This is a genomic window from Pseudomonas sp. G166, from assembly GCF_037027455.2.
Classification (GTDB): Bacteria; Pseudomonadota; Gammaproteobacteria; order Pseudomonadales; family Pseudomonadaceae; genus Aquipseudomonas.
This window is the reverse complement of the sequence record NZ_CP146985.1, coordinates 3,921,643-3,947,034: the sequence shown is the minus strand read 5'-3', so window position 1 is coordinate 3,947,034 and position 25,392 is coordinate 3,921,643. Positions and strand designations below refer to the sequence as shown.

The window sequence follows — 25,392 nt, the reverse complement described above, 5'->3', positions numbered from 1 at the left end:
AATCCCCTCGCCACAACAAGCCCTCTCGCCATAGGTTTTTATTGATCAGGCGGCTACCGGTGGCGGCAGGGTCGCCACCAGGCGGATCGAGGCGGTCAGCTCCTCGAGCTGGAAGTGCGGCCGCAGGAATACCGTGGCCTTGTAGGCTCCCGGCTTGCCTGCCACCTCCGTCACGTCCACCCGCGCTTCGCGCAACGGGTATTGCGCCTTGATCTCTTGCGGCGCGTTGTCGTTGATCAGCACGTAGTCGGCGATCCAGTTGTTGAGGTAGGTCTGCACGTTGTCGCGGGTCATGAAGCTGCCGACCTTGTCGCGCATGATCACCTTCAGGTAGTGGGCGAAACGCGAAGCCGCGAGCACGTACGGCAACATCGCCGAGATCCGCGCGTTGGCGTTGGCCTCGTTGGTGTTGTAGAGCTTAGCCTTGTTGGTGGTCTGGCCGCCGAAGAACACCGCCACGTCGCTGTTTTTCTTGTGGCACAGGGCGATGAAGCCCAGGTCATTGAGCTCTTTCTCGCGGCGGTCGGTGATCGCCACTTCGGTCGGGCATTTGAGCGACAGGTCCCCGGAGCTGGTGCGGAAGGTATGGGCGGGCAGGCCTTCGACCGCACCACCGCCCTCGGCCCCGCGAATCGCGGCGCACCAGCCATATTTGGCAAAGGCTTCGGTGATGCGTTGCGACAGCGCCCAAGCGGCGTTGCCCCACAGGTATTTGCTGTGGTCGGTGCCGTTGACGTCTTCGACGTAGTTGATGCCCTCCACCGGCAAGGTGTCCGGACCGTAGGGCAGTCGCAGCAGGAAATGCGGCAGCACCAGTGACACGTAGCGCGAGTCTTCGCTTTCACGGAACGAGCGCCATTTGATCAGTTCCTGGCTCTCGAAAATCTTCGACAGATCCCTGGGTATCGCCAGTTCGGTGAAACTGGTCATGTCGAACAACCGCGGGCTGGCGGCGGCAATGAACGGCGCGTGCGCCGCCGCCGCGACGTTGGAGAGTTTTTCCAGCAGGCCGATGTCCTGCGGGTGGCGGCCGAAGGTGTAGTCGCCCACCAGCAGGCTGAACGGGTGCCCGCCGAAGGTGCCGTATTCTTCCTCGTAGATTTTCTTGAACAGCGCGCTCTGGTCGAACTCGACGGCTTTTTCCAGATCGTTCTGCAATTCTTTCTGGGTGACGTTGAGCAGGCGCAATTTGAGCCGCGTGCTGGTTTCGGTGTTCTGCACCAGCAGGTGCAGGCCGCGCCAGGAGGCCTCGAGTTTCTGCAGGTCGGGGTGGTGCAGCACTTCGTTGAGCTGGGCGCTGATCAACTGATCGATCTGGCTGATGCGGTCATTGATCATCGCCACCGTGTCCTTGTCGATGGCCATGCCTTCGTCGAGGACCTGGGTGGCAAATTCGGCGAGCATGTCACGGGCATAGTCCTGCTGGCTGTCGTCGTGGGCCATGCGGCCTTCGGCGATGATCTTGTCCAGCAGGGACAGGGTCTGGGTCGTGCTCTCGCTGGTTTGAGCGCTGGATGAAGCAGGCATGGCTTTATCTCCCTTGAATGATGAGCACGATCAGGCCTGAGGTTCGGTCGGGGCCGGGTCATCGTTGGCGGCCACCGTCGGTAGCTCTTGCGGTGCATCCTGGGGCCGGGCCGACTTGATCTCTTGCAGGCCTTCGGTATTGGCGATCACGTCCCGCAGCAGCTTGTCCAGGTCGTCGTTGCCATCGAGCTTGGTCAGCAGGTCCCGCAGGCGTTGACGGGCTTCGAACAGCCGGCGCAGCGGCGTGACCTGCTCCACGACCTTGACCGGGTCGAAGTCATCGATGTGACGGAAGTTGAGTTCGATGTTGAGCTTGCTGTCGTCGCCGCTGAGGGTGTTGTTCACCTGCAGCGTGGCGCGGGGGGAGATGGAAGCGAGTACCTCGTTGAAATTATCCCGATCGATTTCCGTGAAGCGCCGCTCGTTGAGCTTGGGCAGCGGGTCCAGTGGCTTGCCCGAGAGGTCGGCCAGAATGCCGACCACCAGTGGCAATTCTTTTTTCTCGATGGCGTTGCCGATTTCCACGTCATAGGTGATCTGGACGCGGGGAGGACGGACTCTGTCGAGCTTGTGCTGGGTACTTTCTGCCATGGCGGCCGACTCCGATGCATGTTGGGGGAGCAATGCATCGGGAGGCCCGCTCATCGCATTCCCTTGCTGATCCGCAGGTTGCAAATGGACGGCAGAAAACCTGTCATTCCCTTGACGAACCTGGTCCATTCGACCGTGCTGGTCGAACTATCCAAGACGCTAGAACAGGTCTATAAAAATGCAAGCAAAAACAATTTTTGACCGCTGAGAAAAGGAAGATTCATTTTGCGTGTCTTTTTTTCCGGATTTTTTTTGAGCCTGGCGCTCACCGGTTGCTCGCTTTTTGCGCCCAGTGTCGACCTGGACAGCTTGACCCTGGACGTCGCGCCGCGGGCCAATGACGACACGCCGATCGCAGTGGACTTCATCGCCGTGAACGACCCGGACCTGCTCAAGCAGCTGTCGGGTATCACTGCCAGCCAGTGGTTCGCCGAGCGCGAACAGTTCCAGCGCGACTATCGTCAACTCATGTCGGTGTGGGGGCTGGAGCTGGTTCCGGGGCAATTCATCGACCGCCAACCCTTCCCGCTGGAGGGCCGGCGCGCCGCTGGACTTTTGGTCTTCGCCAGCTATAACACTCCCGGAGCCCACCGGCTTCGGCTGGACGATCAGCGCGAGGCCTGGCTGAAGTTCGACAGTCGCGAGATGACCCTCGTGAATGACAACCAGCCTTGAGTGACCGCGGGCCGCCATGCGCGGCGACATTGGGATGTCGAAGGGAGTCGTATGAGTCTGTTACCTGACGCGGTGTGCTGGCATGAGGGCATGCAGTTGTTGCCCCAGCATTTTCAATTGCAAGGGCTGCGGGCCGAGGCTCTGGCTGCGCATTTTGCCGGGGCCTGCAATCCCTGGTTCTGGGGCGTCAGCCAGTTGGAAGTCGACCCTTCGGCCCTCAGCGCCGGCCAGGTGCGGCTGTTGCAACTGCAAGGTACCTTGCCGGATGGCTTGCCGGTCAACCTGCAGGCTGGCGTCGGGCCGACCCTGGAGCTGGACATCAGCGAGGCGGTCAACCAGACCGACGATGCCACCGTGACTGTGTACCTGGCTGTCAGCCCGCTCTGGCGCGCCGGGCAATTGCTGCCGCTCAAGGGCCGCTTGCAATCGGTGGTCGGCGAGGCGTTGCCGGATCTCACCAGTGGCGAGTTTCCCGAGTCGATCACCGTCTGGCGTCCGAACCCGCGGCTGTGCACCCAGCTGAGCAAGGCCGATTCGATCTGCTTGCCGCTGTTGCGCATTCGCAAGGAGGGCGGTGGCTTTCTGCGGGTGCCCTACACGCCGCCTACCTCCGTGCTGTTGCCGGAATCGGTGCTCGGTCGGCGCGTCGCCGGGCTGTGTGCCCGGGCCCGGGAAAAGTGCCTGTTTCTCGCCGGTCGGCTACGTCAGGCCCAGGCCGCCGGGAATCAGGACGATGCCATGGAAATCCGCCGGCAATTGACCGCGTTGTGGGCACGGTTGCCGGAAATCGAAGGTGCGTTGAACACCCGGGTGGCGACCCCGCAAGCGCTTTACGGTTTGCTGCTGGGGTTGGCCGGTGCTTGGTCGGCCCTCGATCCACTGGCGGGCGTGCCGGCCTTCGCCCCCCTGGATTTTTTGGAGTTGCAGCGCGCCTACGAGCCGCTGCTCGACTGGTTGGAAGACACCCTGGAGCTGGTTCGCGCCGGCTATCGCAGCCTGGCCTTCGAGCGCAATGACCAGGTGTTCTCGATCCAGTTGCCCGACGATCAGCCCAGCCAACGCCTGGTGATCGGCCTGCGCATGCCCAATGGTGCCAGTGAGCAGGCGGCGGCCGAGTGGCTGCGCGGGGCGATCATCGCGTCTGCGCCGCACGTGGCGCTGTTGAGCCGCCAGCGCATGAGTGGCTTGCCCCATCAGGCCATGAGTCGCAACGAGCAGGTGGCCTACAGCGTCGGCGACGACACCCGGTTATTTGTGGTGGCCGCCAGCGGGCAATGGTTTGACGGGCAGTTGCCATTGCACATTGTGGCGCCGGCGTCGGCCCAGGCCAGCACTCCGTGGCAAGTGGTGTTGTTTGTGGCGCAAGCCGGTGAAAGTGCCTGATCGCAAAAGGGGAGTCGTATGCCTGATGGAAGTGGCGGGGCGGTTCGGGGTCTGCATGAGGCGCCGCTGAGCAGCGCATTTCGTCAGGCCTGGCTGAAGTGGTTCCAGCAATGGCAGGACTTGCCCAAGGACAGCGACCCCGCGGTACTGGTCAGCCGAGTGGTGGAGTTTTCCGGGCGCAGCGCCCAGCGCTTGTGGCGAGCGGCCTTCGCCACCGTTGGCGATGCCGCCACCGAGCAGGTCAAGGCGCTGGTCTACGCGTTCGTCGCACTGGTGGACGAAACCTTGTTATTCACCCCCTGGCCGGGACAACTGGCTTGGCAGCAGCACCCACTCGAATCACGCATGTATGCCAGCCGCCAGGCCGGCGAGCGCCTGCCGGCAGCCATCAAGAAATTGCTGGAGGAGCAGATGCCCGGCACCCGAGACCTGGCGAACGTTTATCTGCAATGCCTGATCCTCGGGTTTCAGGGCCGGCTGCGCGGCGAGCCCGGTCAGGTCCAGCATGAGAAATGGCGCCTGGCGTTGTTCACCTTTGCCTGGCAGCACGAACCCGATTATGTCGATGTCAGCCAGCGCCTGGCGCAGTCTTCGGCGGCAGCGCCGGTGCGTATGCCGGGGCAGCAGTCACTGCCGGACGGGGTTCGCCTGGGGCTGGCGATCCTGGTCATGGTGCTGTTGCTGACCGGCTTGGGGCAGGTGTTCTGGCGTGACATTGGTTCGGCCCTTGAACCGGTCCTGCAACTGAACGAGTCGGTGGTCCAGGAGCAGGACTCATGAGCCCCCTGAGCATCTTCGCCCTGGTGTTGCTGGCCATCGTCCTGGTACTGCTGATCGTGGCCGGGATCTGGTGGCTGCGGACCCAGGGTGGAGTGGCAATTCGCAGTTTCTATGGGGCAGTGCGCCACATGGAACAGGAACAGGGCGTCCGGGACCGCTATCAGATGCCCTGGCTGATGATGCTTGGCAACGAAGCGGACAGCGCGCAGTTGTGTGCCCAGTGGCGTTTGCAACCCACTGACAAAGTTGCATGGTTCGGGCGCTGGTGGTCGGATACCGAAGGTGCGGTGCTGGTGGTGCCCCAGGCGTTGTTCCTGCCCGATGAGGGCATGAACCGGCAACGCGGCAACTGGTGGCGCTTGCTCGGATTGATCCTGCGGCTGCGCAGCCGGCGGCCCCTGGACGCAGTGATCTGGACTGTCCCATTCGGCCAGCTCGATGACATCGAACACACCACCGAGTTGAGCCTCAAGGCCCGGCGCGGTTTTATCGACCTTCTGCAACGGTTCGGCCTCAGCCTGCCGGTGTACGTGGTGATCACCGGGATGGAACAGTTGCCCGGGTTCCAGGAGCTGGTCAGCGCATTGCCTGCCGAGGCCCGGGAATCGACCTTGGGCTGGTCTTCACCCTACCTGCCGGATGCGGCCTGGCAATCGCAGTGGAGTGACCAGGCGTTGGATCAGGTGAATGCTGCGCTGTCGCAGTCGATCATCGAGGTCGGCGCGCTGTCGGGGCAACTGAGTGCCGATCTTTACGGGTTGCCCGAGCGTTTCGAAGGTTTGCGGCGGCCCCTGCAGATCCTGCTGGAGCCGGTTTTCCAAGGTAACACCCAGGGCGAGGCACCGCGTTTTCGGGGTGTCTATTTCACCGCCAGCCAAGCGCCGGCGGTGACAGAGGATGGGTTCGCGGCCACTGACAACCTCCTGCGGCAAACGGTTTTCGCCCGGCAACTGTGGTCACGTCGCTTGGTGGCCGAGCGTGGCCTGGCCCAGCCGGTGCCACGTCTGTTGCGTTTGCGCCAGCGCTGGCATCGGCTGGCCGGAGCGGTCGCGCTGGTGGTCGGCCTGGTCTGGCTGGGGGGGATGTTGTGGGTCTGGCACGATTCGGTGGAGGAGGCCGAGGAGCTCTCGCGGCTGATCCTCAGTGCCCATAAGAACCATCTGGTGGTTGACTCGGACGAGCCGCAACTGGAACCGACCCGGCACAACGTGCAGAACTACTGGAACATGTTGGAAAAGGCCCCGCGCTGGCGCTTCGTCTCGGTGGTCTTCCCCACTTCGTGGTTCTCCTCGGTGGACACGCAACTGGAGGAGGGCTTGCGCCTGACAGCCCGGCATCATTGGGTGTTGCCGCTGCGTGACCTGCTGAACTGGGACCTGGAACAGCTCAAGTCCATCCGCAACACCGAGCGCCGGGGCAACGTGGAAAGTGAAGACCCGGCGCAATGGCAAAGCTATGTGAAGGCCAAGGACCTGGTGGAGCGAGCCGTGCGCCTGGAACAACACAATCAGCTGTTCAGCCAGGCGATAAACAACCCCAAGGCGCCACTGGATGAACTGGTGCAGCTGAGTAACAACGCCCTGTCGTTGAACCTCAATACGGGAACCTTGAGCCGGGCACGGTTCTACAACCGGGTGCTGTTCGATGCACAAAACACCGACCTGAAAGGATTGGACCTGAACGCCGCGCGTCCGGCGATTTCCGATAACTTCACCGGCCTGATGCAGCGTTGGCTCGATCATTATTTCCTGGCCGATAACTTCGTGCGCCAGGCCGGCTATCTCAAGCTGCATCTGCAGCGATTGGAGTCCGGTGGTGGCAACTCATTGAGTGAGCTCGAAGACCTGATGGCGCTGATCGATGACTTGCAGACGCTGGTCAGCCTGACCAATTCGGCCTGGGGGCGCGGTAAGGGGCAGGACCTGGTGCCCGGTTACACCCAGATGATGGACAAGGTCAGCCATAGCACCTTGCTTGGCCCGGATATCGAACAGGACCTGGAGAGCCAGGCGGCGAAGCTGCAACAGAGCTTCAGGGACCAGTGGATCGTCCAGTCCGGCTCCCGGGACAATCTGCTGGTGCAGCAGGGCAGTGGCCTGCTGGTGCTGCAAGACCATGTCACGGCGCTGGACGGTGCGGTGCAAGCGCTGTTCAAGCGTGATTTCGTGGCATTGGCGTTGCAGAAGGATCCATCGGGCAGCAACACCAATTCGATGAGCCAGGGCGACGGCAGCGATGATTTCAGCGGCGCCCTGAACTACTTCGCCAGCTACAAGAGCTACGCCAACGAAGAGCTGCCGCGCATCCCGCCGGATTACCGTGATGCGCTGATGCAGGCCGCTGAAGGCGCGGCGGCGCAAGCCATGTGGTTGAGCCTCAATGAAAGCGACGAGCAGTTGCCCGGCATGGGCTTCAATGTGCAAACGGCCCAGGCCGTTGCGCTGCAAAAGGCTTTCATGGATGTACACCGGGGCGACCTGGCGATACGTTTCCAGCGTCTGCTCAATCGCCGGGCATTGGCGCAGATCAAGAGCGGCCTGGACGAAATCGATGCCCAGCCGTTATTCAGCCAGCGGGCCGATGTCCAGCGCTGGGACGGTTCGAAGAACTTCGGCTTGCAGCTCTACGGTGCCAGCGACCCGCAGGACCTGAAGTTGAACCTGAACCAGCAATTCGGCGCCATGTTGCAGATCGCCGAGCAACGGATGCCGGCGCTGGAGTGGCTGATCGTCCAGCAGGACAACCTGTCGGCCCTGGAGCACGATCAGGTGGCGCGGTTCATGGCCATCAACGATGAATTACTCAAGTACAAGAACCAGAACCCGGCCAGTTCGGCGGCCCAACTGGAGCAGTTGGTGAGCCGGGACTTCATCGAGATGGACACCACTACCTGCGCGCAGATCCTGCAAACCGCCAGTCTTTCAGCCGGGCGCGGTGACCTGGCCCAACGCACCGTCGCGTTGCAGCAAAGCGCCCTGCAAAGGTGCCTGTATCTGCAGCAGAACCAGGCAGCGACTGCCTGGAATGACCTGGCTAACTATTTCAATCAATACCTGGCCGGGCGCTTCCCGTTTTCCCAGGATGTGCGGGCCAGCGACGCTGACCCGGCGCGGGTCCAGCGCCTGCTGGAGTTGATCGACACGCGCTTGCCCCTGGCCCAGGCCGGGCTGACGTTGAGCCAGACGCCGGATCGGCTGGCGGCCGAAGACTTCCTCAATCGCTTGAAACAGGCCAGCACCTGGCTTGGGCCGTTGTTCGTGCGGGACAAGAGCGGCATTCTCGGCGTGGAAATGGACGTGCGCTGGCGCACCGATCGCGATGAAGAGCGCGGCGCCGACCAGGTGATTGCCTGGGGCTTGAACGCCGGCAACCAGCAGATCAGCTACCCCGGTGGCGCCCAACAGAACCTGCGCTGGATGGTCGGACAACCGGTGCGCCTGACCTTGCGCTGGGCCCGCAACGGCTACCAGCGTCCGGCCAACGACCCCTTGCAACCGAACCTGGTGGTGCGTGACTTGGAGGCTGGCTGGGAATATCAGGGGCCTTGGTCGTTGCTGCGCCTGATGCGCTCGCTGGTGTCGGTCCAGCGCCAGCCGAATGTCGACTACACCGATTTTCCATTGACTCTGCAACTGCCGGTGACGGCCCAGACCCAGGCCAGCACGGCACAGCAAACGTTGATGTTCCTGCGCCTGTCGTTGATGAGCCAGGGTTCGAAGCTGCCGCTGTCGATCCCGCCGCTGCCGACCCGGGCACCCCGTTCACCTTTCATGGCGACCTCATCGAGCCCCGCCATCGCCACGCGTGAGGAGGGCCTGTGAGCTTGCCGATAACCCCCATGCCGGAATTGATCACTCAATTGCTCGAACCGATCAGCGCCGAGTCCCCCTGTGGCCAGGACCTGCGCTATGACCCGGCATTTGACCAGTTGCGCGAGCTGCGCCGGGAGGATGACACCAGCCTGCCCACCGGTGTCTGGCAGTCCTCGATCAAGCGCGCCCAATGGCCGGAGCTGGAAAGACTCGCCACCACGCTGTTGCTCGAGCGCAGCAAGGACCTGATGATCAGTGCCTGGCTGGGCGAGGCCTGGTTGCACTTGGCGGGGCTGGACGGCTTGCCGGGCAGCCTGGCCTTGGTCGCTGGCCTATGTGAGCGTTATCCGGAACAGTTGTACCCCCAGGCCGACGAGGGTGACCAGGCGTGGCGGGTGATTCCGCTAGAGTGGCTGGCCCGGCGCTACAGCGAAGTGCTGCTGACGCGGGTGCCGTTGTTCGATGGCCGGGACCCGGCTTTCGCCGGTTTCAGCCTGGATGACTGGCAACGTTTGCAGCGCCAGCAAGTGTTGGGCAACGACAGCAAAAACGCCAAGGCATCGGCCGAAGCTGCACGCAGCGATCAAAAGAAACTCACTGAGCTGATTCGCACCACGCCGCTGTCGTTCTGGTTGCATCGCCAGGGCAGCCTGATGTTGAGCCAGCAGCACTTGCAACGGCTCGAAGCCTGGAGCGACGCTTACCTGGGCAATCTGGCGCCAGGTTATAAAGCCCTGCAGGACGTGATACAGGCCTTGCTGGCCCTGGTAGAGGAGTTCATCGCAATGAATCCGCAGCAACCCACTGTCGTGCCGATGCAAACTTCCCCCACGGTTGCGCCTCAGCCTGACCTGGCGCAGGCGAACGCTGCGCCGGCCCAGGTCTTCCAGGAGCCGGCCAGTCGCGAAGAAGCCTATCGACAGCTATTGGTCATCGCCGGGTACCTGTCGCGCACCGAACCGCACAGCCCGGTGCCTTATCTGATCCGGCGCGGCGTGGAGTGGGGCAACAAGCCTTTGAGCGAGCTGTTGGGCGAGCTGATCAGTGCCGACGCCGAGTCCCGGCGTCTGTGGACGTTGCTGGGGGTTCTTTAATGCTGCGCGTCGGGTAATGGCACTGGTGTCAGCACCGGCTTGCCGGAAAAGAACGCGGTCAGGTTCTGGCCCACCAGCTCCACCGTGCCACGGGTGGCTTCCGGCGACAGGCCCGCCACATGGGGTGTCAGGACCACATTGGGCAGGTTTTTCAAGGCTGCGGGCACTTCAGGCTCGTGATCGAATACATCCAGTGCCGCGCCGGCGATTCGTCGTTGCTCCAGGGCATTGATCAGGTCGGCGGTGGCGACCACGCTGGCCCGGGCAATATTCACCAGAAAACCATTGGGTCCCAGGGCGTCGAGGGCCTGTTTGTTGATCAACTGTCGGGTGTCGAGGCCGCCGGGCGTGGCGACGATCAGGAAGTCCGAGACCCGGGCCAGTTCCGTTGGCGTGGCGCAAAAGGTGTAGGGCACGTCGCTGCGTACCCGGCGATTGTGATAGCTGACGCTCATGTCAAAGCCCAGGGCGGCCCGCTTGGCAATCGCCATGCCCACCGCGCCGAGGCCCAGTACACCCAGGCGCTTGCCGGCCAGGGAGGGGCGCATGACCTTCGCCCATTCACCCCGGCGCACACTCGCGTCGGCCCGAGGAATGTCGCGCACCAGCGCCAGCAGCAGTGCCATGGCGTGGTCGGCTACCGATGAGGCGTTGACCCCGGCACCGTTGGTCACCACGATACCGCGGTTGCTGGCGGCCTGAAGATCGACCTGCTCGTAACCGGCGCCGATCACGCAAATGATTTGCAGGTTGGGCAGGACGGCGATTTCGTCGGCCGTCAAACCCAGGGGGCCGCGGGTCAGCACCGCGCTGAAGCGTTCACCGTGTTCGAAAATCGCCGTCTTGCGTTCGGCAGGCGTTGGCGCCAATTCCAGGTGATAGCCCTGGCGCTCGAGAATTGGCAGGTAGTCATTGACGGTTTCAACCAGTACCAGAACGGTTGCGGTCATGCTGGGCTCCTGTGGGCGCTGGGGCGATTTCAAGTATTCAACCTGATTGTAGGAGCAGAGGGCAGGGGGTTCCGGCTTTTTATGTGCATTTCGGTTGTAGCGTCGTCCTTGTGGGGAGTGAACTTGCTCGCGAAGGCGACCTTACAGCTGGCCTGGCCCTGGCGGCTGTACTTTGATCCAACTGTGAGAACAAGCCCGCTCCCACATTGAGAATACGGTGGCCGTTGCTATTGAAATGCTCTGATCCGCACAACCGCTCCTCAGCTAAGCCTTTGCTTCTGCTCGTGAATCCCGGACAATCGCGCCCCTGTTTCGGCCAGGGCGCTGCCTGTCGGGTTTTTCCGACTCGTCCCGGCCGGGTGCATGTGACCGGAAAACGGAGATCCGACCGGATGAATGATCAGGCCAATAGCGTCGAAGAGCGCTTTGAAACGACTGTCCCAGCCACCCTCAGCCAATGGAGTCGCCATGACACCACCTGGATGCTGGGCCTGTTTGGCACCGCCATCGGTGCAGGCACGCTGTTTTTACCGATCAATGCGGGCCTGGGCGGTTTCTGGCCGCTGTTGATCCTGGCGTTGCTGGCATTTCCCATGACGTTCTATGCCCACCGGGGCCTGACCCGTTTTGTCCTGTCCGGTCGTGACGGCGCGGACATCACCGAGGTGGTGGAAGAGCATTTCGGCCTCAAGGCCGGGGCGCTGATCACCTTGCTGTATTTCTTTGCGATTTTCCCGATTCTATTGATCTACAGCGTGGCACTGACCAACACCGTGAGCAGCTTCCTGGAGCATCAACTGCATATCCAGCCGCCGCCTCGGGTCGTGTTGTCCCTGGTGCTGATTCTGGGTCTGCTGGCGGTGGTGCGTTGTGGCGAACAGGCAATCGTCAAGGCCATGAGCCTGATGGTCTATCCGTTTATCGTGGCGTTGCTGTTCCTGGCGGTGTTCCTGATCCCGCACTGGAACGGCGGCATCCTGACCACGGCCTCCACGCCACCTGAACCTTCGGCGCTGCTGCACACCTTGTGGCTGGCGATCCCGGTGATGGTGTTCTCGTTCAACCATTCGCCGATCATCTCGGCGTTTGCGGTGGACCAGAAGCGTCGGTATGGCGCTAACGCCGAAGAGCGCAGCGCTCAGATCCTGTCGCGCGCCCATGTGCTGATGGTGGTGATGGTGCTGTTCTTTGTGTTCAGTTGCGTGCTGACCCTGTCTCCGGCACAACTGGCCGAAGCCAAGGCGCAGAATCTGTCGATCCTGTCGTACCTGGCCAACCATTTCAGCAACCCGACCATCGCTTTTGCCGCTCCGTTGATTGCATTCGTGGCGATCTCCAAGTCCTTCCTTGGTCATTACATCGGTGCCAGCGAAGGCCTCAAGGGCCTGATCGTCAAGAGCGGCCGCCGTCCGGCGCCCAAGACCCTGGACCGTCTGACGGCGGCGTTCATGCTGGTGGTGTGCTGGATCGTCGCCACGCTCAACCCGAGCATCCTGGGCATGATCGAAACCCTCGGCGGCCCGGTCATCGCGGCCATCCTGTTCCTGATGCCGATGTACGCCATCCGCAAAGTCCCGGCCATGGCCCGCTATCGCGGCCTGACGTCCAATGTGTTCGTAACATTGGTGGGCCTGGTGGCGATCACCGCGTTGATCTACTCCCTTATGGCCTGACTGTCCCCTTGTGGGAGCGAGCCTGCTCGCGATGGCGGTGGTTCGGCTGGCAGTGATGTTGAATGTGCCGCCGTCATCGCGAGCAAGCTCGCTCCCACAGGTTTGCGGGGCGTTCATAGGCATTGCGTCCACCACGAATGCGCTGTGGGAGCGAGCTCGCTCGCGATAGCGGTTGCTCCGATTGCATCGAAACAGCAGGCATAAAAAAACGCCGCCCCTCGCAAGAAGGGCGGCGTTTTTAGTCGGGCGTTGAAGCGTTAGGCTTGAACGACCGGGATGTTGGCGTTTGCAGCTGCTTCACGGAACTCGGCGATCTGGTCGAAGCTCAGGTAGCGGTATACGTCCGCTGCCATGCTGTCGATCTTGCCAGCGTATTCCATGTACTCCTCGACGGTCGGCAGGCGACCCAGGATGGACGCAACGGACGCCAGTTCGGCCGAAGCCAGGTAGACGTTCGCGCCGTCACCCAGACGGTTCGGGAAGTTACGGGTCGAAGTCGACACCACGGTGGAGTTCGGCTCGACGCGTGCCTGGTTACCCATGCACAGCGAGCAGCCTGGCATTTCCATCCGTGCACCAGCCTTGCCGTAGATGCCGTAGTAGCCTTCTTCGGTCAGTTGGTGAGCGTCCATCTTGGTCGGTGGCGACAGCCACAGACGGGTTGGCAGCTGACCCTTGACCTGATCCAGCAGTTTACCGGCAGCGCGGAAGTGACCGATGTTGGTCATGCACGAACCGATGAACACTTCGTCGATCTTCTGGCCAGCAACGCTGGACAGCAGGCGGGCGTCGTCCGGGTCGTTCGGCGCGCAGAGCACAGGCTCCTTGACGTCGGCCAGGTCGATCTCGATGACTTCGGCGTATTCGGCGTCCTTGTCGGCTTCCAGCAGTTCCGGGTTGGCCAGCCAGGCTTCCATCGCCTGGGCACGACGTTCCAGAGTGCGGGCATCGCCGTAGCCTTCGCCGATCATCCAGCGCAGCAGGGTGATGTTCGATTGCAGGTACTCGGCAATCGATTCCTTGGACAGCTTGATGGTGCAACCGGCAGCCGAACGTTCGGCCGAGGCGTCGGACAGTTCGAAGGCTTGCTCGACGGTCAGGGTTTCCAGACCTTCGATCTCCAGGATGCGGCCGGAGAAGGCGTTCTTCTTGCCTTTCTTCTCTACGGTCAACAGGCCTTTCTGGATCGCGTAGTAAGGGATGGCATGCACCAGGTCGCGCAGGGTGACGCCCGGTTGCAGCTTGCCCTTGAAACGAACCAGGATCGATTCCGGCATGTCCAGCGGCATGACGCCGGTGGCAGCGGCGAAGGCCACCAGGCCGGAACCGGCCGGGAACGAGATACCGATCGGGAAACGGGTGTGGGAGTCACCACCGGTACCGACGGTGTCCGGCAGCAGCATGCGGTTCAGCCAGCTGTGGATGATGCCGTCGCCCGGACGCAGGGACACGCCGCCACGGGTCATGATGAAGTCAGGCAGGGTGTGGTGGGTGGTCACGTCGATCGGCTTTGGATAGGCCGCGGTGTGGCAGAAGGACTGCATCACCAGGTCGGTCGAGAAGCCCAGGCACGCCAGGTCCTTGAGTTCGTCACGGGTCATCGGGCCAGTGGTGTCCTGGGAGCCGACGGTGGTCATTTTAGGCTCGCAGTAGGTGCCAGGACGGACGCCCTTGACGCCGCAGGCCTTGCCGACCATTTTCTGCGCCAGGGTGAAGCCCTTGGTGCTTTCGGCCGGTGCTTCCGGCTTCTTGAACAGGTCCGACGGTGGCAGGCCCAGCTCGGCGCGTGCCTTCTCGGTCAGGCCACGGCCGATGATCAGTGGGATACGGCCGCCGGCACGGACTTCGTCCAACAGGACCGGGGTCTTCATTTCGAAGGTGGTCAGGACTTCATCGGTACCGTGCTTGCAGACTTTGCCAGCATGCGGGTACAGGTCGATCACGTCGCCCATGTGCATGTTGGACACATCGAATTCGATCGGCAGGGCGCCGGCGTCTTCCATGGTGTTGTAGAAAATCGGTGCGATCTTGCTGCCGAAGCAGAAGCCGCCGGCACGCTTGTTCGGAACGAAAGGAACGTCGTCGCCGAAGAACCACAGTACCGAGTTGGTTGCCGATTTACGCGACGAACCGGTACCGACCACGTCACCGACGTAGGCGATCGGGAAGCCTTGGCCACGCATCTCTTCGATCTGCTTCATCGGGCCGGTCTTGCCTTGTTCATCAGGCACGATGCCGTCACGGGCCATTTTCAGCATGGCCAGGGCGTGCAGCGGGATGTCCGGGCGGGACCAGGCATCAGGGGCAGGGGACAGGTCGTCGGTGTTGGTTTCGCCGGTAACCTTGAATACCCGCAGGCTGATCTTGTCGGCCAGTACAGGGCGGTTCTTGAACCACTCGCCGTCGGCCCAGGATTGCAGCACGGCCTTGGCGTGAACGTTGCCGTTCTTGGCTTTTTCAGCCACGTCGTGGAAGGCGTCGAACATCAGCAGGGTGTGCTTGAGTTCCTTGGCCGCGACCGGCGCCAGCTCGGCGTCGTCCAGCAGATCCACCAGGGTCACGATGTTATAGCCGCCCTGCATGGTGCCGAGCAGTTCAACGGCGCGCTTCTTGTCCAGCAGAGGGGATTGGGCTTCGCCCTTGGCCAGGGCGGACAGGAAACCGGCCTTGACGTAGGCGGCTTCGTCGACTCCAGGCGGAACACGATTGGTGATCAGGTCAACGAGGAAAGCTTCTTCGCCAGCCGGGGGATTTTTCAGCAGCTCGATCAGGCCTGCGGTTTGTTCGGCGTTAAGCGGCTGGGGAACGATACCCAGTGCTGCGCGCTCTTCGATATGTTTGCGGTAGGCTTCAAGCACAGTTATTACCCTCATCAGTGGTCCCAAATGGGTGTCCGGGACGCTCATCCAGAAACCCACGGTACTCATGCGCGTCGGAGGCTTTTTGAGCCACCACGCCAGAGTTTCCGGAGTTCCTCACAGAAGCTGCTTTCAAAGTTTTACGCCTGCAGAACGGGGAGCTGATGAGGGTTGGCGTTGGGCTTTCCCCGCTGGAAAGACCCTTCGCCAACACCGCTCTGAAGGAACGACTGTGCTCGTGACGCTTTGAAAACAGCTTCTAACGGACATTGGCGCCTTAAAAGGCTGGCTGATTCTACGGCAAAAAAAAATTAAAGGTAAGTTGGACTATGAAGTTTGAAGGGGTGATCAATCTTAGACAAAGGGCTAACATGCCGGCCTGTCCTGCTTTTGCGTGCGTTTTTCCTTATGCCCAACCAGCTCATCAAGACCCCCTGTGTCGGCCTCTGCTCCACTGTCTACGGTGACCTGGTGTGCCGTGGCTGCAAGCGGTTCCACCATGAAGTGATTCACTGGAACGGCTACAACGAGGAGGAGAAACGCGCGGTGTGGATGCGTCTGGAGCAACTGTTGGTCCAGGTGATGGTGGCCAAGTTGGAGGTTTTCGACCCCGGATTGCTGCGCCAGCAATTGGAGGCACGCAAGATCCGCTTTGTGCCGCATCAGTCGCAATATTGCTGGGCGTATCAGTTGATCGCCCGGGGCGCGCGGGTGATCAACAACCTGGAAGCCTACGGTATGGTGCTGATGCCGGAATTCCGCGACTGGGAACTGCCTGACCTGCGGGACGCCATTGATCGGGAATTTTTCCTCCTGTCCGAAGCCCATTACCAGCGCTACATCGCGCCGGGGTTCCTGAAGGATGCGATTGGCGGCTGAGCTTTAAAGGCATCGCGAGCAAGCTTGCCCCACACAGGGCTCGGAAACCCACAGATCTCCTGTGGGATCGAGCTTGCTCGCGATGGCGATTCTGAGGAGAACGAAGCCTCAATCCTTGACCGCCAACTCCACCAGATGATCCTCGACTTCCTGCGGCTTGAGCACCAGCACGTCGCTTTCCAGCGTATCGAGCACTGCTTCGGCGGTATTGCCGATCAGGACTCCAGACAACCCCGAGCGAGCCACGGTGCCGATCACTGTCACCGCCGCCTGCAGCTTGCGCGCCATATATGGAATCAGGACGTCCGCCGGACCTTCTTCGATGTGCAGGTGTTGGTCGTCGATGTCGAACTCAGCCTGGAACGCCTGGCATTGTTCGCGGTACTTGGCCTCGATGGTTTCCTTGAGCTGGAAGGTCGGGTCGGCGGACGAGAGCATTGGCGTGGGGTGGGCACTGATCACGTGCAGGTGTCCCTTGGCCAGGATGGCAATGTCGTAGCCGTGATCGATGATGGTGTTGTGCAGGTGACGGTGCTCGCCATCGGTATTGCCGACGTCGACGGCCGCCAGAATCACCTTGTCTTTCCAGGAGCCGGCGGTTTTCACCAGCAGCACCGGGGTCGGGCAATGACGTAGCAGTTTCCAGTCCGCCGGGGTGAGCAGGGCTTTTTTCAGCGGGCTGTCGGGAAAATGTTGCTTGATCACCAGGCCGCAACCTTCGGCTTGCTGCACGTCGATGATGGTTTCGTACAGGCTTTCGTTCCAGGCCTGTTCGGTGGTGACACTGTAGCCGTCCGCCAGCAGCGCGGCCTTCAGCACGCTGAGCATGCCGGCATGGTCATGCTTTTTGTCACACACCAGCAGATGCAGGTGGGCCTGGGTGACACCGGCAATCAGCTTGGCGCGCTTGAGCGCCAGGCTTTCCGAGTGTTCGGGGTCGATGACCACCAGGATGCTGCGAATGGCTTGCATGATCGGCGTCTCCAGCAATGAAAAGGCATGGCGTTGCTCAACTATAGTTGTTGTGGCTCAGTCGTCGACTTGATGCATATCAACGGCGGTGACTGGTGGTCTGGGGGCAGGCCGGTATAATCGGCGCCCTTCGCTCGACTACCTTTTCCCGTGAGCCCCATGATCCTTCCCGAAATTCACGAATTCCTTGGTTGCCGCACCCCTGATGCCTGGGTCCAGGCCGCGCTGGCCGACCAGGAAACGTTGCTGATCGACCACAAGAACTGCGAATTCAAGGCCGCCAGTACTGCCCTGAGCCTGATCGCCAAGTACCACTCCCACGTCGACCTGATCAACTTGATGTCGCGCCTGGCCCGGGAAGAACTGGTGCATCACGAGCAGGTCATGCGCCTGATGAAAAAGCGCAAGATCGGCTTGCGCCAGCTCTCCGCCGGGCGCTACGCCTCAGGGCTGCGCAAGGTGGTACGCAGCCATGAGCCGGTCAAACTGGTGGATACCCTGGTGGTCGGGGCGTTCATCGAGGCCCGCAGCTGCGAGCGTTTCGAGGCCTTGGTACCGCATCTGGATGAAGAGCTGGGTAAATTCTATTTCGGTTTGCTGAAAAGCGAGGCCCGGCATTTCCAGGGTTACCTGAAGCTGGCCTACCAATATGGCGACGCCAAGGACATTGCCCAGGTGATCGACAAGGTGCGTGACGCTGAGCGCGAGCTGATCGAATCGCCGGATGTGGAGTTTCGGTTCCACAGTGGTGTGCCGACGACATAGGGTTGTTTGGCCTGACGCCATCGCGAGCAGGCTCGTTCCCACATCTGATCTTCAGTGTTCACAAGTAATGTGTACACAGAAAATCCCCTGTGGGGAGCGAGCTTGCTCGCGATAGGGCCTTCTGCAGCGCCGCCTCTTAAACGGTCAGACCCAGGCGCTCATGCCACTGGGCAATGGACTCCTCGGGGTAGACCTCGAACTGTTGATCCCCTGGATGCGCCTCGACTTCCACCCACGGCGCCTTGGAGCCGAGCATCAGGTGAGTGTGCTCCGGCGCTACCGGCAACGGTGTGTCGATGGCTGAGGCGAAAGGGTGGATCAGCTCCGGCCATTCAGGGCTGAACAACCATAGCCCCGAGCCGCAGAGGGAACAGAAATGCCGTTCGGCGCTGCTGCGGTGGGCGCGTTTATCCCCTTCATCCTTGAGCCGTGCATGGTAGATCGAGATGTGCTTGCGACCGCGTACCCGCAGGCTCCGGGCGTCGCCCCCCAGGTTGATGGCAAAACCGCTGCCGCCCTGGGTCTTGCGACAGATCGAGCAGTAGCAGCGCTGATAAGGGTAGGGGTGGGCGCTGTCGAGGCTGAACGACACCGCGCCGCAGTGGCAGGATCCTTCTAGCTGCATGAGAACCTCCAATGGGGGATTGGAATGACTCTGGACAGCCTAGACGGTCGGTGTTTCTGGGCCGTTGAATTTATGCTGAATGTACGGACGCCATCGCGAGCAGGCTCGCTCCCACAAGTGATTTTTTATGTGCAGATTATTTGTGGCCACTGAAGATCGAAATGCGCGAGCGATGAACGATGACACGGTCTAGCGGCCAGGCACCCGCCACAAATACCACGCCGCTACCGTCCGATAAGGGCTCCACGCCAGTCCAGTCTCAACCATCTGCTTGCGGCTGGGCTGCTGTGCCAACCCCTTGAGCCGTCGATAGCCTTCGCGCACCCCAAAATCATCGCCCGGCAGGATGTCCGGTCGCTCCAGGCTGTAGATCAGCAGCATCTCCACGGTCCAGCGGCCGACGCCGCGCAAGGCGATCAGGCGCTCGATCAACGCTTCATCCTCCATGGCCAGTGCCGTGGCGTAATCCGGTACCACCCCATCCAACGCCGCTTGGGCGATGCCTTGTATGGTCGCAATCTTGCTGGCCGAGAACCCGCAGCCTCTGATTTGCGCAGCGTCCGTCGCCAGAAGCTGCTCAGGCCTGGGGAAGGTCTGCGCCGGGAACAACGCCAGCAGCCGACCAAGAATCGCATCGCCGGCCTTGGCGTGCAGTTGCTGGTAGGCAATCGCCCGCACCAGGGCTTCATAGGGATCGCGGGCCGGTTTGGGCTGTAACAGGCAAGGACCGGTCGCCTCGACATGGCGTCGCCAGTCCTCATCCAGGCTTGCCAGAAAGGTGCTTGCTGCTTGATAGGGCACAGGCATCAGTCGTTCATTCTCCAGGCCGATCAAAACGCCAGCGGCAGGGAAACCTGTACCGCGGCTTTTTCCAGCCGCAGCAGAAATGCCTTGCGCGGTTGTCCGCCACCATAGCCGGTCAACGAACCGTCCGCACCGATCACCCGGTGGCAGGGGATGACGATGGCCAGGCGATTCTGCCCGTTGGCCAGACCCACCGCACGGCTGGCGCCAGGGCTGCCCAGGGCTGCGGCGATGCCGCCGTAGCTGCGGGTTTCGCCGTAGGGGATTCTTTGCAGTTCAGCCCAGACCCGTACGGCAAAGGCGCTGCCGGGCATGTGCAGCGGGACGTTGAATGCCGTGAGCTTACCGGCGAAATACTCGGCCAGTTGGGTTTCGATCTGTTGCAAATGAGCGTTGTGGCCCGGCACGACGGTGTAGCCGTAGCGTTGCTGCAGCTCTTGCAATTCCTTGGTCAGCGCCGGGCGATCGAGGAACTCCAGCAGTACCAGGCCGCGCCGCTCGGCCATGGCCAGCATGGGGCCTAATGGCGTGGTCAGGCGGGTGAACAGCAAGGGTTCGCTGAGGGCCGCGCGGCCTGGCGTGATGTGGAAGGATTTGACGAAGGCGTCACGAAAACCGCTCAGTGATTCATAACCGGAATCGAACGCGGCATTGTCGATGGAGGCCCCTTCCTTGATACCGCCCAGGGCGATTCCCAAGCGTCGGGTCCGCAGATACGCATGGAAGGTCATGCCGAAATGCTGCTTGAACCAGCGTCGCAGTTTCAGTGGTTCGATGCCTTGTTCCTGCAACCGGGCGTCGGTCCAGCGCAGGTCAGGTTCGGCGTCCACGGCCTTGAGCAGGGCCTGGATCCAGTCCGGCGCGATGGCTGCGGCATCCAGCGGCTTGCAGCGCAGGCAGGCCCGATAGCCGGCTGATAGGGCTTCGTCGGCGTGGGCAAAGAACTCAACGTTCTCTGGTTTCGGTTTGCGCGCTGTGCAACTGGGGCGACAGAAAATGCCGGTGGTCTTGACCGCAGTGAAGAACACCCCCTCGTAGGCGGTGTCTCGTTCGAGCATGGCGCGGACCATCTCGGCATGGGGCGGGAGCAGCGAGTCATGTAGGTTCATGGCGCTGAGCATAGAACCGTGCCGGAGGCGACTCCACCGAAAAATCGACAGTGAATTTCCGTTCACTTGGTCGGACGGTCACGAACAAAAGTTGAACCCCCGAGTCTTAAAGGTTCAACCGTTGTTTTTGTCTTTCGGAGACATCATGTCCAAGCATAAGAAACCCCTGATCGCCCTCGCTGTCTGTGCCCTGATGCTGGGTGCCTCGGCCTTGCTGCCCGCCGACCTGTCGCCAATCGGTGCGAGCTACGCCGCCGGTGGTGGCAATGGTGGCGGTGGCGGCAACGGTGGTGGAAACGGCGGCGGTAATGGCGGTGGCCACGGTGGAGGCGTTGGCGGTGGACAGGGCAGTGGCAAGTCCAGCGATTCCAGCGGCCTTGGCAAAGGATTGAGCAGCGACCACACCGGCACCCGCACCCGTGATCATGGCCTGAGCGGCAAGCACACCGGTACCACCCGCACCGACCGAACCAGCAAGGCTTCGCTCACCTCGAGCATCGCCAAGGACCGCGATACTCGCGGCTTGACCAAGGCCTCCGCTATTTCCACAGCGACACCGGGTACGCATAACACCAAGGGACTGACCAACGCGACCAGCTCTTCGACCAAGAACGACCGCTGATCGTTTGAAAAAAAGCCGCGACGCCTGTTCAGGGCGTTGCGGCTTTTTTATTTTTTCTGCTTCGCATTACCCGAAGGGTTCAATACTTCCAGAACACTGGCGTGAACAACACCAGGACGGTCAGGATTTCCAGTCGGCCCAGCAGCATGCCAATAGTCAGCAGCCATTTGGCCGCATCCGGCAACGTCGAGAAGTTACCGGCTGGCCCGATGATGGTGCCCAGTCCGGGCCCCACGTTGCACACGGCGGTGGCCGCGCCGGTCAAGGCTGTTGTCCAGTCCAGGCCGATCAGCGCCAGCCCCAGGGCGATAGCGCCGATGGTAATGGTGAAGAAAAACGAAAACGTCAGCAGTGAGCGGACGATTTCTTCATCGATGGGATGATTGTTGTATTTTTTCTGGATCACCGCCCGGGGATGGATCAGCTGTTTCAAACTACCCATCAACAACGTGCCGGCCACCTGGAAGCGGAAGATCTTCAGTCCGCCGGCCGTCGATCCCGAGCAACCGCCGACGAACGTCAAATAGAAAAACAGTAGCAAGGCAAAACTGCCCCAAAGCGTGTAGTCCCCCAGCGCGACGCCCGTGGTGGTGACCACCGACGTCACGTTGACCGCCACGATACGGACCGCGTCCCACCAGGTGTTGTCGCTGTTCAGGCTCAGCCAAGTCCCCACCACGAGCCAGGTGATGACCAGGAATCCGACGAACCCCCTGACTTGTTGGTCCTTGAGCAACGCGCGGGTGTTGCCGCGCAAGGTGGCGACATACAAGGTGAAAGGTAACGAGCCGGCCATCATGACGACCACCGATACCCAGTGAATGGCCGGTTGGGGCCAGTGCCCCAGGGAAGCGTCCGAGGTGGAAAAGCCGCCCGTGGAAATCAGTGACATCGCATGATTGATCGCTTCGAAGGGCGTCATGCCGGCCAGCCACAAGGCCAGGGTGGCGAGGGCGGTCAACCCGACATAGATCCACAGAATGTAGTTTGCCGCGACATGGGAACGTGGTGTGACTTTCTCCGACCAGTCCGACGATTCGGTCTGGAACAGTCGCATGCCGCCGACCCGCAGCAGCGGCAGGATCGCCACCGCCATGCCGATGAAGCCGATCCCGCCGAGCCAGTGCAACATCGAGCGCCAGATCAACAGGCCTGGGGAGGCATTGTCCAAACCGGTGAGGATGGTCGAGCCGGTGGTGGTGATGCCGGACATGGTCTCGAAAAAGGCATCGGTGTAGCTGATGTGCTGGATGAACACCATGGGCAGGGCCGCGAAGCTGCAGACGATGACCCAACTGGCGGTGGTCAGCAGGTACATATCCCGCGGGCGCATCTGGGTGTGTGCAGGCCGACCGCGAGCCACCAGCGCGATGCCGCAGACAAAGGTGATCAGGCTCGACCACAAGAACGCCGACAGGTCATCGTTGCGTTCGTACATCACCAGCGTCAAAAGTGGGATTGCCATGCTGGCGGCCAGGGTGATCAGGAAAATACCGAGGATGAAACCGATGAACCGCACTACCGCAATGGACATAGAACACGCCTGAATGAATGAGCCGCACAGTATTGTTTTTGTGGTGGGCTGATGGGTAGCCCCCTTAGGCAGTTTTGTTCAATACCGCCCGCGATTGGCAATTTATCTTGATCGCCACCTCACAGATATGAAGAAGGTATGCGATGAGTCTGATTCTTTCCATGGCGGCGTTTGCCCTGGTCGCCTCCATCACGCCGGGGCCGGTCAACATCGTGGCCCTCAGCTCCGGGGCCCGGTACGGCTTTCGCGCCACTTTGCACCATGTGACCGGCGCGACGCTGGGCTTTGTCTTGTTGCTGGTGCTGATGGGGCTTGGGTTGCATGAAGTGCTACAACGCTGGCCTGGGCTCACGCGGGTGGTGCAACTGGGTGGCGTGGGGTTTCTGTTGTTCATGGCCTGGAAACTGGCGATGGACAATGGGCATTTGGGCGGCGCGGACGAGGGGCGGGCACCCTCTATGTTCTATGGCGCACTGATGCAGTGGCTCAACCCCAAGGCCTGGCTGGCCTGCGTGGCGGGCATGGGTGCGTTCGTGGCGGATGGCGAGGCACGGCTGGTGTGGCAGTTTGCGGCAATCTACCTGGTGATTTGCTACGTCTCGGTGGGCTGCTGGGCCTACGCCGGCAGCTTCTTGCGCAGCTGGCTGGGTAATCCGGCGACCATGCGCCTGTTCAACCGGACGATGGCGGTGTTGCTGGTGGCTAGTGCGGTGTATTTGCTGCTGCCTTGAGTCACGAGCCACAGAAGTGCGGGGCCGTGTCAGCCCCGATACTGACCCGGCGTAGCCGCCAGGTGCTGCTTGAAGGCCCGTTGGAAATGCGCCTGGTCGGCAAACCCGCTGTCCAGCGCCACATCGGCAATCAGCTTGCCTTCGCGCAATTGCCGGCGAGCGAACTGGATTCGGCGGTTGACCAGGAAGGCATGGGGCGTCATTCCGTAATGGTGCTTGAAGGCGCGGCTCAGGTAAGACGGTGAGAGTTGCGCGGCGGCGCAGATGTCGTCGAGCTTCAGCGCCTCGGTGCAATGGTCGTGGATAAACTGCGCCGCTCGCATCAGTCCCGGATGGCTACCGCGGTCTGGTCGGCCGGCGGGGTTAAGCCGTTGTTGCAGGTCAGTGAAGAACGCCTCGACGGCAGCGCGCTTGTGATCGGTATCGAGCTGTTCATCCACCAGTTGCGCATACAGCCCTTGCAGGCCCTTAAACAGCTCGATATCGCGACTGTGGGTGGTCGCGAAACCCTGGAAGTCCAGGGTCTCGTCAAAGCCGATACGGCGCTGCAAATCTCTTAGCCACTGGGTGTCGACGTACAGCATCACATACGACCATGGCTCATCGTCGATCGGGTTGCACGCATGGACATCACCGGGGTTCATCAGCACGACCGTGCCGCTCTGCACCTGGAAATTCGAGCGTTCGTGAATATAAGTGCTGCGCCCGGCGGTGATGGCCCCGATGGAAAAATGGTCGTGGGAGTGGCGTGAATAACAGACCTTGCGCCCATCGGCGATGGCCCGGGCTTCGATGAAGGGCAGGGCTGCGTCACGCCAGAAACGTGGGGCGGCGTCATGGGTGGCAGGCTTCATCGGTCAGCGTCCTCGTTTGAACCTGTGAAGCAGTGTATTAGCCCGAGCCGGTAAATGCCCGTTTGATTTGGTCATTGGGTTTGAAGGGGGGTGGGCGTGGACTAGACTTCAGAAAGTCCCGCCAACGGAGTTCCCGATGCTCGCGCCAGGTAAACCGGACAACGAAGCTGCTCGCCTGAAAAACCTGCGGTCGCTCAAGCTGCTCGACACCGCGCCCGAGGAGCGATTTGATCGTCTGACTCGCCTTGCCCGGCGTCTGTTCGATGTGCCCATTGCGCTGGTATCCCTGGTGGATGCCAACCGACAGTGGTTCAAATCCAATGTCGGCATGGACGCCAGTGAAACCTCGCGGGAGATTTCTTTCTGCGGACACGCGATTTTGCAAGATCAGATCATGGAAATCTGCGATGCGGAGCAGGACGAGCGCTTTCGCGATAACCCGTTGGTCACGGCCAAGCCAGGCATCCGCTTCTACGCCGGGTACCCGCTGGGGATGGACGATGGCAGCATGATTGGCACGTTGTGCCTGCTCGACACCCGGCCGCGCAAGCTCAATGACGAGGAGCGCGAGCTGCTGCGCGACCTGGCGCGCATGGCCGAGCAGGAAATGATCGCGGTGCAGATGGCGAGCATGGACGAACTGACGCTGCTGTCCAATCGGCGCGGCTTCAAGATGCTGGCCCAGCATGCGTTGAGCGTTTGCGAGCGGCTATTCCGCCCGGCGACGCTGCTGTTCTTCGATCTCGATGACTTCAAATCCATCAACGACCGCTTCGGGCACGCCGAGGGCGATTCTGCGCTGAAGACCTTCGCCGACGTGTTGCGTATCGCCTTTCGCGAGAGTGATGTGATCGGCCGTTTGGGCGGCGATGAGTTCGTGGCGTTGCTCACCGGCTCTTCCCATGTCGAGACCTCGGCAATCATGGCGCGCCTCAAGGAAATCCTCGATGAGCGCAATGCGATGCTGCGGCGCGGCTATGACATCCACTTCAGCGTGGGTCAGATCGAATACGACCCGCAGCGTCATCAGTCGATCGACGGCCTGCTGGCCGAAGCGGATGCGGCCATGTATGCGCAAAAGCAGGCGCTGCGACGATAGAGTTGCTGGGTACCGCCATAACTTTCTGAATATGGTTTTTTGCCCTCGTGTGCTG

At 61.5% G+C, this 25,392-nt stretch carries 21 protein-coding genes; 11 read left to right on the top strand and 10 right to left on the bottom strand.

Translation table 11 applies throughout. The features are described from left to right. Positions 1–45 precede the first annotated feature (45 nt). A complete protein-coding gene (tssC, locus tag SGN16_RS16990; protein ID WP_210639172.1) occupies positions 46–1,527 on the bottom strand; it encodes a type VI secretion system contractile sheath large subunit in 1,482 nt (493 codons plus the stop codon). Positions 1,528–1,557: 30 nt separating this feature from the next. Further along, positions 1,558–2,118 (bottom strand): type VI secretion system contractile sheath small subunit, encoded by a 561-nt coding sequence (gene tssB, locus SGN16_RS16985; RefSeq protein WP_210639171.1) that lies wholly within the window; start codon positions 2,116–2,118, stop codon positions 1,558–1,560. A gap of 225 nt (positions 2,119–2,343) precedes the next feature. Between tssB and SGN16_RS16980 the strand changes: the two genes are divergently transcribed. Genes SGN16_RS16980 through tssA form a run of 5 tightly spaced genes read left to right on the top strand, consistent with a single transcriptional unit; the run spans position 2,344 to position 9,862 of the window. Next, positions 2,344–2,793, top strand: a complete 450-nt coding sequence (locus tag SGN16_RS16980; protein WP_210639170.1) for a type VI secretion protein — start codon at positions 2,344–2,346, stop codon at positions 2,791–2,793. 51 nt (positions 2,794–2,844) lie between these two features. Next, positions 2,845–4,176 (top strand): type VI secretion system baseplate subunit TssK, encoded by a 1,332-nt coding sequence (gene tssK, locus SGN16_RS16975; protein WP_335945788.1) that lies wholly within the window; start codon positions 2,845–2,847, stop codon positions 4,174–4,176. Between the two features lie 18 nt (positions 4,177–4,194). Further along, positions 4,195–4,956 carry a DotU/TssL family secretion system protein gene (locus SGN16_RS16970; protein ID WP_335945787.1) on the top strand — a complete coding sequence of 254 codons (762 nt, stop codon included), beginning with the start codon at positions 4,195–4,197 and terminating at the stop codon, positions 4,954–4,956. Further along, the gene (locus SGN16_RS16965) at positions 4,953–8,777 is read left to right on the top strand and encodes a type VI secretion protein IcmF/TssM N-terminal domain-containing protein (protein WP_335945786.1); all 3,825 of its coding nucleotides are present in this window, start codon (positions 4,953–4,955) and stop codon (positions 8,775–8,777) included. Before SGN16_RS16970 ends, SGN16_RS16965 begins: the two co-directional genes overlap by 4 nt. After that, the gene (gene tssA, locus SGN16_RS16960; protein ID WP_210639166.1) at positions 8,774–9,862 is read left to right on the top strand and encodes a type VI secretion system protein TssA; all 1,089 of its coding nucleotides are present in this window, start codon (positions 8,774–8,776) and stop codon (positions 9,860–9,862) included. Before SGN16_RS16965 ends, tssA begins: the two co-directional genes overlap by 4 nt. On the opposite strand, the gene SGN16_RS16955 is transcribed toward tssA, so the two are convergent. Continuing rightward, positions 9,859–10,812, bottom strand: coding sequence for a 2-hydroxyacid dehydrogenase (locus SGN16_RS16955; RefSeq protein WP_210639165.1), 954 nt, complete (start codon positions 10,810–10,812; stop codon positions 9,859–9,861). The two genes, tssA and SGN16_RS16955, sit on opposite strands and share 4 nt — an antisense overlap. A gap of 392 nt (positions 10,813–11,204) precedes the next feature. Between SGN16_RS16955 and SGN16_RS16950 the strand changes: the two genes are divergently transcribed. Beyond that, positions 11,205–12,485 carry a serine/threonine transporter gene (locus SGN16_RS16950; RefSeq protein WP_210639164.1) on the top strand — a complete coding sequence of 427 codons (1,281 nt, stop codon included), beginning with the start codon at positions 11,205–11,207 and terminating at the stop codon, positions 12,483–12,485. 257 nt (positions 12,486–12,742) lie between these two features. On the opposite strand, the gene acnB is transcribed toward SGN16_RS16950, so the two are convergent. Continuing rightward, entirely contained in the window at positions 12,743–15,343 is a 2,601-nt protein-coding gene (acnB, locus tag SGN16_RS16945; protein ID WP_210645311.1) for a bifunctional aconitate hydratase 2/2-methylisocitrate dehydratase, read from the bottom strand. Positions 15,344–15,751: 408 nt separating this feature from the next. Here acnB and SGN16_RS16940 point away from each other — a divergent pair, with 408 nt between their 5' ends. Next, the gene (locus SGN16_RS16940; RefSeq protein WP_210639163.1) at positions 15,752–16,222 is read left to right on the top strand and encodes a DUF1289 domain-containing protein; all 471 of its coding nucleotides are present in this window, start codon (positions 15,752–15,754) and stop codon (positions 16,220–16,222) included. Between the two features lie 108 nt (positions 16,223–16,330). Here the strand turns inward: SGN16_RS16940 and SGN16_RS16935 are convergent, their stop codons facing one another. After that, complete coding sequence (locus SGN16_RS16935; RefSeq protein ID WP_210639162.1) at positions 16,331–17,194, bottom strand: universal stress protein; 864 nt, start codon at positions 17,192–17,194, stop codon at positions 16,331–16,333. Positions 17,195–17,353: 159 nt separating this feature from the next. Between SGN16_RS16935 and miaE the strand changes: the two genes are divergently transcribed. After that, complete coding sequence (gene miaE / locus SGN16_RS16930) at positions 17,354–17,959, top strand: tRNA isopentenyl-2-thiomethyl-A-37 hydroxylase MiaE (protein WP_210639161.1); 606 nt, start codon at positions 17,354–17,356, stop codon at positions 17,957–17,959. Positions 17,960–18,095: 136 nt separating this feature from the next. Here the strand turns inward: miaE and SGN16_RS16925 are convergent, their stop codons facing one another. The 3 genes from SGN16_RS16925 to SGN16_RS16915 all read right to left on the bottom strand — a co-directional run bounded on the left by SGN16_RS16925 (position 18,096) and on the right by SGN16_RS16915 (position 20,497). Then, positions 18,096–18,584 (bottom strand): GFA family protein, encoded by a 489-nt coding sequence (locus SGN16_RS16925; RefSeq protein WP_335945785.1) that lies wholly within the window; start codon positions 18,582–18,584, stop codon positions 18,096–18,098. Positions 18,585–18,773: 189 nt separating this feature from the next. After that, positions 18,774–19,391, bottom strand: a complete 618-nt coding sequence (locus tag SGN16_RS16920) for a DNA-3-methyladenine glycosylase (RefSeq protein WP_335945784.1) — start codon at positions 19,389–19,391, stop codon at positions 18,774–18,776. A 23-nt stretch (positions 19,392–19,414) separates the two neighbouring features. Beyond that, entirely contained in the window at positions 19,415–20,497 is a 1,083-nt protein-coding gene (locus SGN16_RS16915) for a trifunctional transcriptional activator/DNA repair protein Ada/methylated-DNA--[protein]-cysteine S-methyltransferase (RefSeq protein WP_210639158.1), read from the bottom strand. A gap of 145 nt (positions 20,498–20,642) precedes the next feature. Here SGN16_RS16915 and SGN16_RS16910 point away from each other — a divergent pair, with 145 nt between their 5' ends. Next, positions 20,643–21,119, top strand: a complete 477-nt coding sequence (locus tag SGN16_RS16910) for a hypothetical protein (protein ID WP_210639157.1) — start codon at positions 20,643–20,645, stop codon at positions 21,117–21,119. A 79-nt stretch (positions 21,120–21,198) separates the two neighbouring features. Here SGN16_RS16910 and SGN16_RS16905 read toward each other — a convergent pair whose 3' ends face one another. Beyond that, entirely contained in the window at positions 21,199–22,653 is a 1,455-nt protein-coding gene (locus SGN16_RS16905; RefSeq protein ID WP_335945783.1) for a TrkH family potassium uptake protein, read from the bottom strand. 143 nt (positions 22,654–22,796) lie between these two features. On the opposite strand from SGN16_RS16905, the gene SGN16_RS16900 reads away from it, so the two are divergent. Continuing rightward, positions 22,797–23,384, top strand: a complete 588-nt coding sequence (locus tag SGN16_RS16900) for a LysE family translocator (protein ID WP_210639155.1) — start codon at positions 22,797–22,799, stop codon at positions 23,382–23,384. 29 nt (positions 23,385–23,413) lie between these two features. On the opposite strand, the gene SGN16_RS16895 is transcribed toward SGN16_RS16900, so the two are convergent. Then, positions 23,414–24,238, bottom strand: a complete 825-nt coding sequence (locus tag SGN16_RS16895; protein ID WP_210639154.1) for an AraC family transcriptional regulator — start codon at positions 24,236–24,238, stop codon at positions 23,414–23,416. A gap of 136 nt (positions 24,239–24,374) precedes the next feature. Here SGN16_RS16895 and SGN16_RS16890 point away from each other — a divergent pair, with 136 nt between their 5' ends. Next, on the top strand, positions 24,375–25,337 hold the full coding sequence (locus SGN16_RS16890; protein WP_335945782.1) for a sensor domain-containing diguanylate cyclase: 963 nt from the start codon (positions 24,375–24,377) through the stop codon (positions 25,335–25,337). Positions 25,338–25,392: the final 55 nt, after the last annotated feature.

What these genes read in the sequence shown, in the direction of transcription:
- tssC (WP_210639172.1), bottom strand. Translation starts at nt 1,527, where the DNA reads ATGCCTGCTTCATCCAGCGCTCAAACCAGCGAGAGCACGACCCAGACC.
- tssB (WP_210639171.1), bottom strand. Translation starts at nt 2,118, where the DNA reads ATGGCAGAAAGTACCCAGCACAAGCTCGACAGAGTCCGTCCTCCCCGC.
- tssK (WP_335945788.1), top strand. Translation starts at nt 2,845, where the DNA reads ATGAGTCTGTTACCTGACGCGGTGTGCTGGCATGAGGGCATGCAGTTG.
- SGN16_RS16970 (WP_335945787.1), top strand. Translation starts at nt 4,195, where the DNA reads ATGCCTGATGGAAGTGGCGGGGCGGTTCGGGGTCTGCATGAGGCGCCG.
- SGN16_RS16965 (WP_335945786.1), top strand. Translation starts at nt 4,953, where the DNA reads ATGAGCCCCCTGAGCATCTTCGCCCTGGTGTTGCTGGCCATCGTCCTG.
- SGN16_RS16955 (WP_210639165.1), bottom strand. Translation starts at nt 10,812, where the DNA reads ATGACCGCAACCGTTCTGGTACTGGTTGAAACCGTCAATGACTACCTG.
- SGN16_RS16950 (WP_210639164.1), top strand. Translation starts at nt 11,205, where the DNA reads ATGAATGATCAGGCCAATAGCGTCGAAGAGCGCTTTGAAACGACTGTC.
- SGN16_RS16940 (WP_210639163.1), top strand. Translation starts at nt 15,752, where the DNA reads ATGCCCAACCAGCTCATCAAGACCCCCTGTGTCGGCCTCTGCTCCACT.
- SGN16_RS16935 (WP_210639162.1), bottom strand. Translation starts at nt 17,194, where the DNA reads ATGCAAGCCATTCGCAGCATCCTGGTGGTCATCGACCCCGAACACTCG.
- miaE (WP_210639161.1), top strand. Translation starts at nt 17,354, where the DNA reads ATGATCCTTCCCGAAATTCACGAATTCCTTGGTTGCCGCACCCCTGAT.
- SGN16_RS16925 (WP_335945785.1), bottom strand. Translation starts at nt 18,584, where the DNA reads ATGCAGCTAGAAGGATCCTGCCACTGCGGCGCGGTGTCGTTCAGCCTC.
- SGN16_RS16920 (WP_335945784.1), bottom strand. Translation starts at nt 19,391, where the DNA reads ATGCCTGTGCCCTATCAAGCAGCAAGCACCTTTCTGGCAAGCCTGGAT.
- SGN16_RS16915 (WP_210639158.1), bottom strand. Translation starts at nt 20,497, where the DNA reads ATGAACCTACATGACTCGCTGCTCCCGCCCCATGCCGAGATGGTCCGC.
- SGN16_RS16910 (WP_210639157.1), top strand. Translation starts at nt 20,643, where the DNA reads ATGTCCAAGCATAAGAAACCCCTGATCGCCCTCGCTGTCTGTGCCCTG.
- SGN16_RS16905 (WP_335945783.1), bottom strand. Translation starts at nt 22,653, where the DNA reads ATGTCCATTGCGGTAGTGCGGTTCATCGGTTTCATCCTCGGTATTTTC.
- SGN16_RS16900 (WP_210639155.1), top strand. Translation starts at nt 22,797, where the DNA reads ATGAGTCTGATTCTTTCCATGGCGGCGTTTGCCCTGGTCGCCTCCATC.
- SGN16_RS16895 (WP_210639154.1), bottom strand. Translation starts at nt 24,238, where the DNA reads ATGAAGCCTGCCACCCATGACGCCGCCCCACGTTTCTGGCGTGACGCA.
- SGN16_RS16890 (WP_335945782.1), top strand. Translation starts at nt 24,375, where the DNA reads ATGCTCGCGCCAGGTAAACCGGACAACGAAGCTGCTCGCCTGAAAAAC.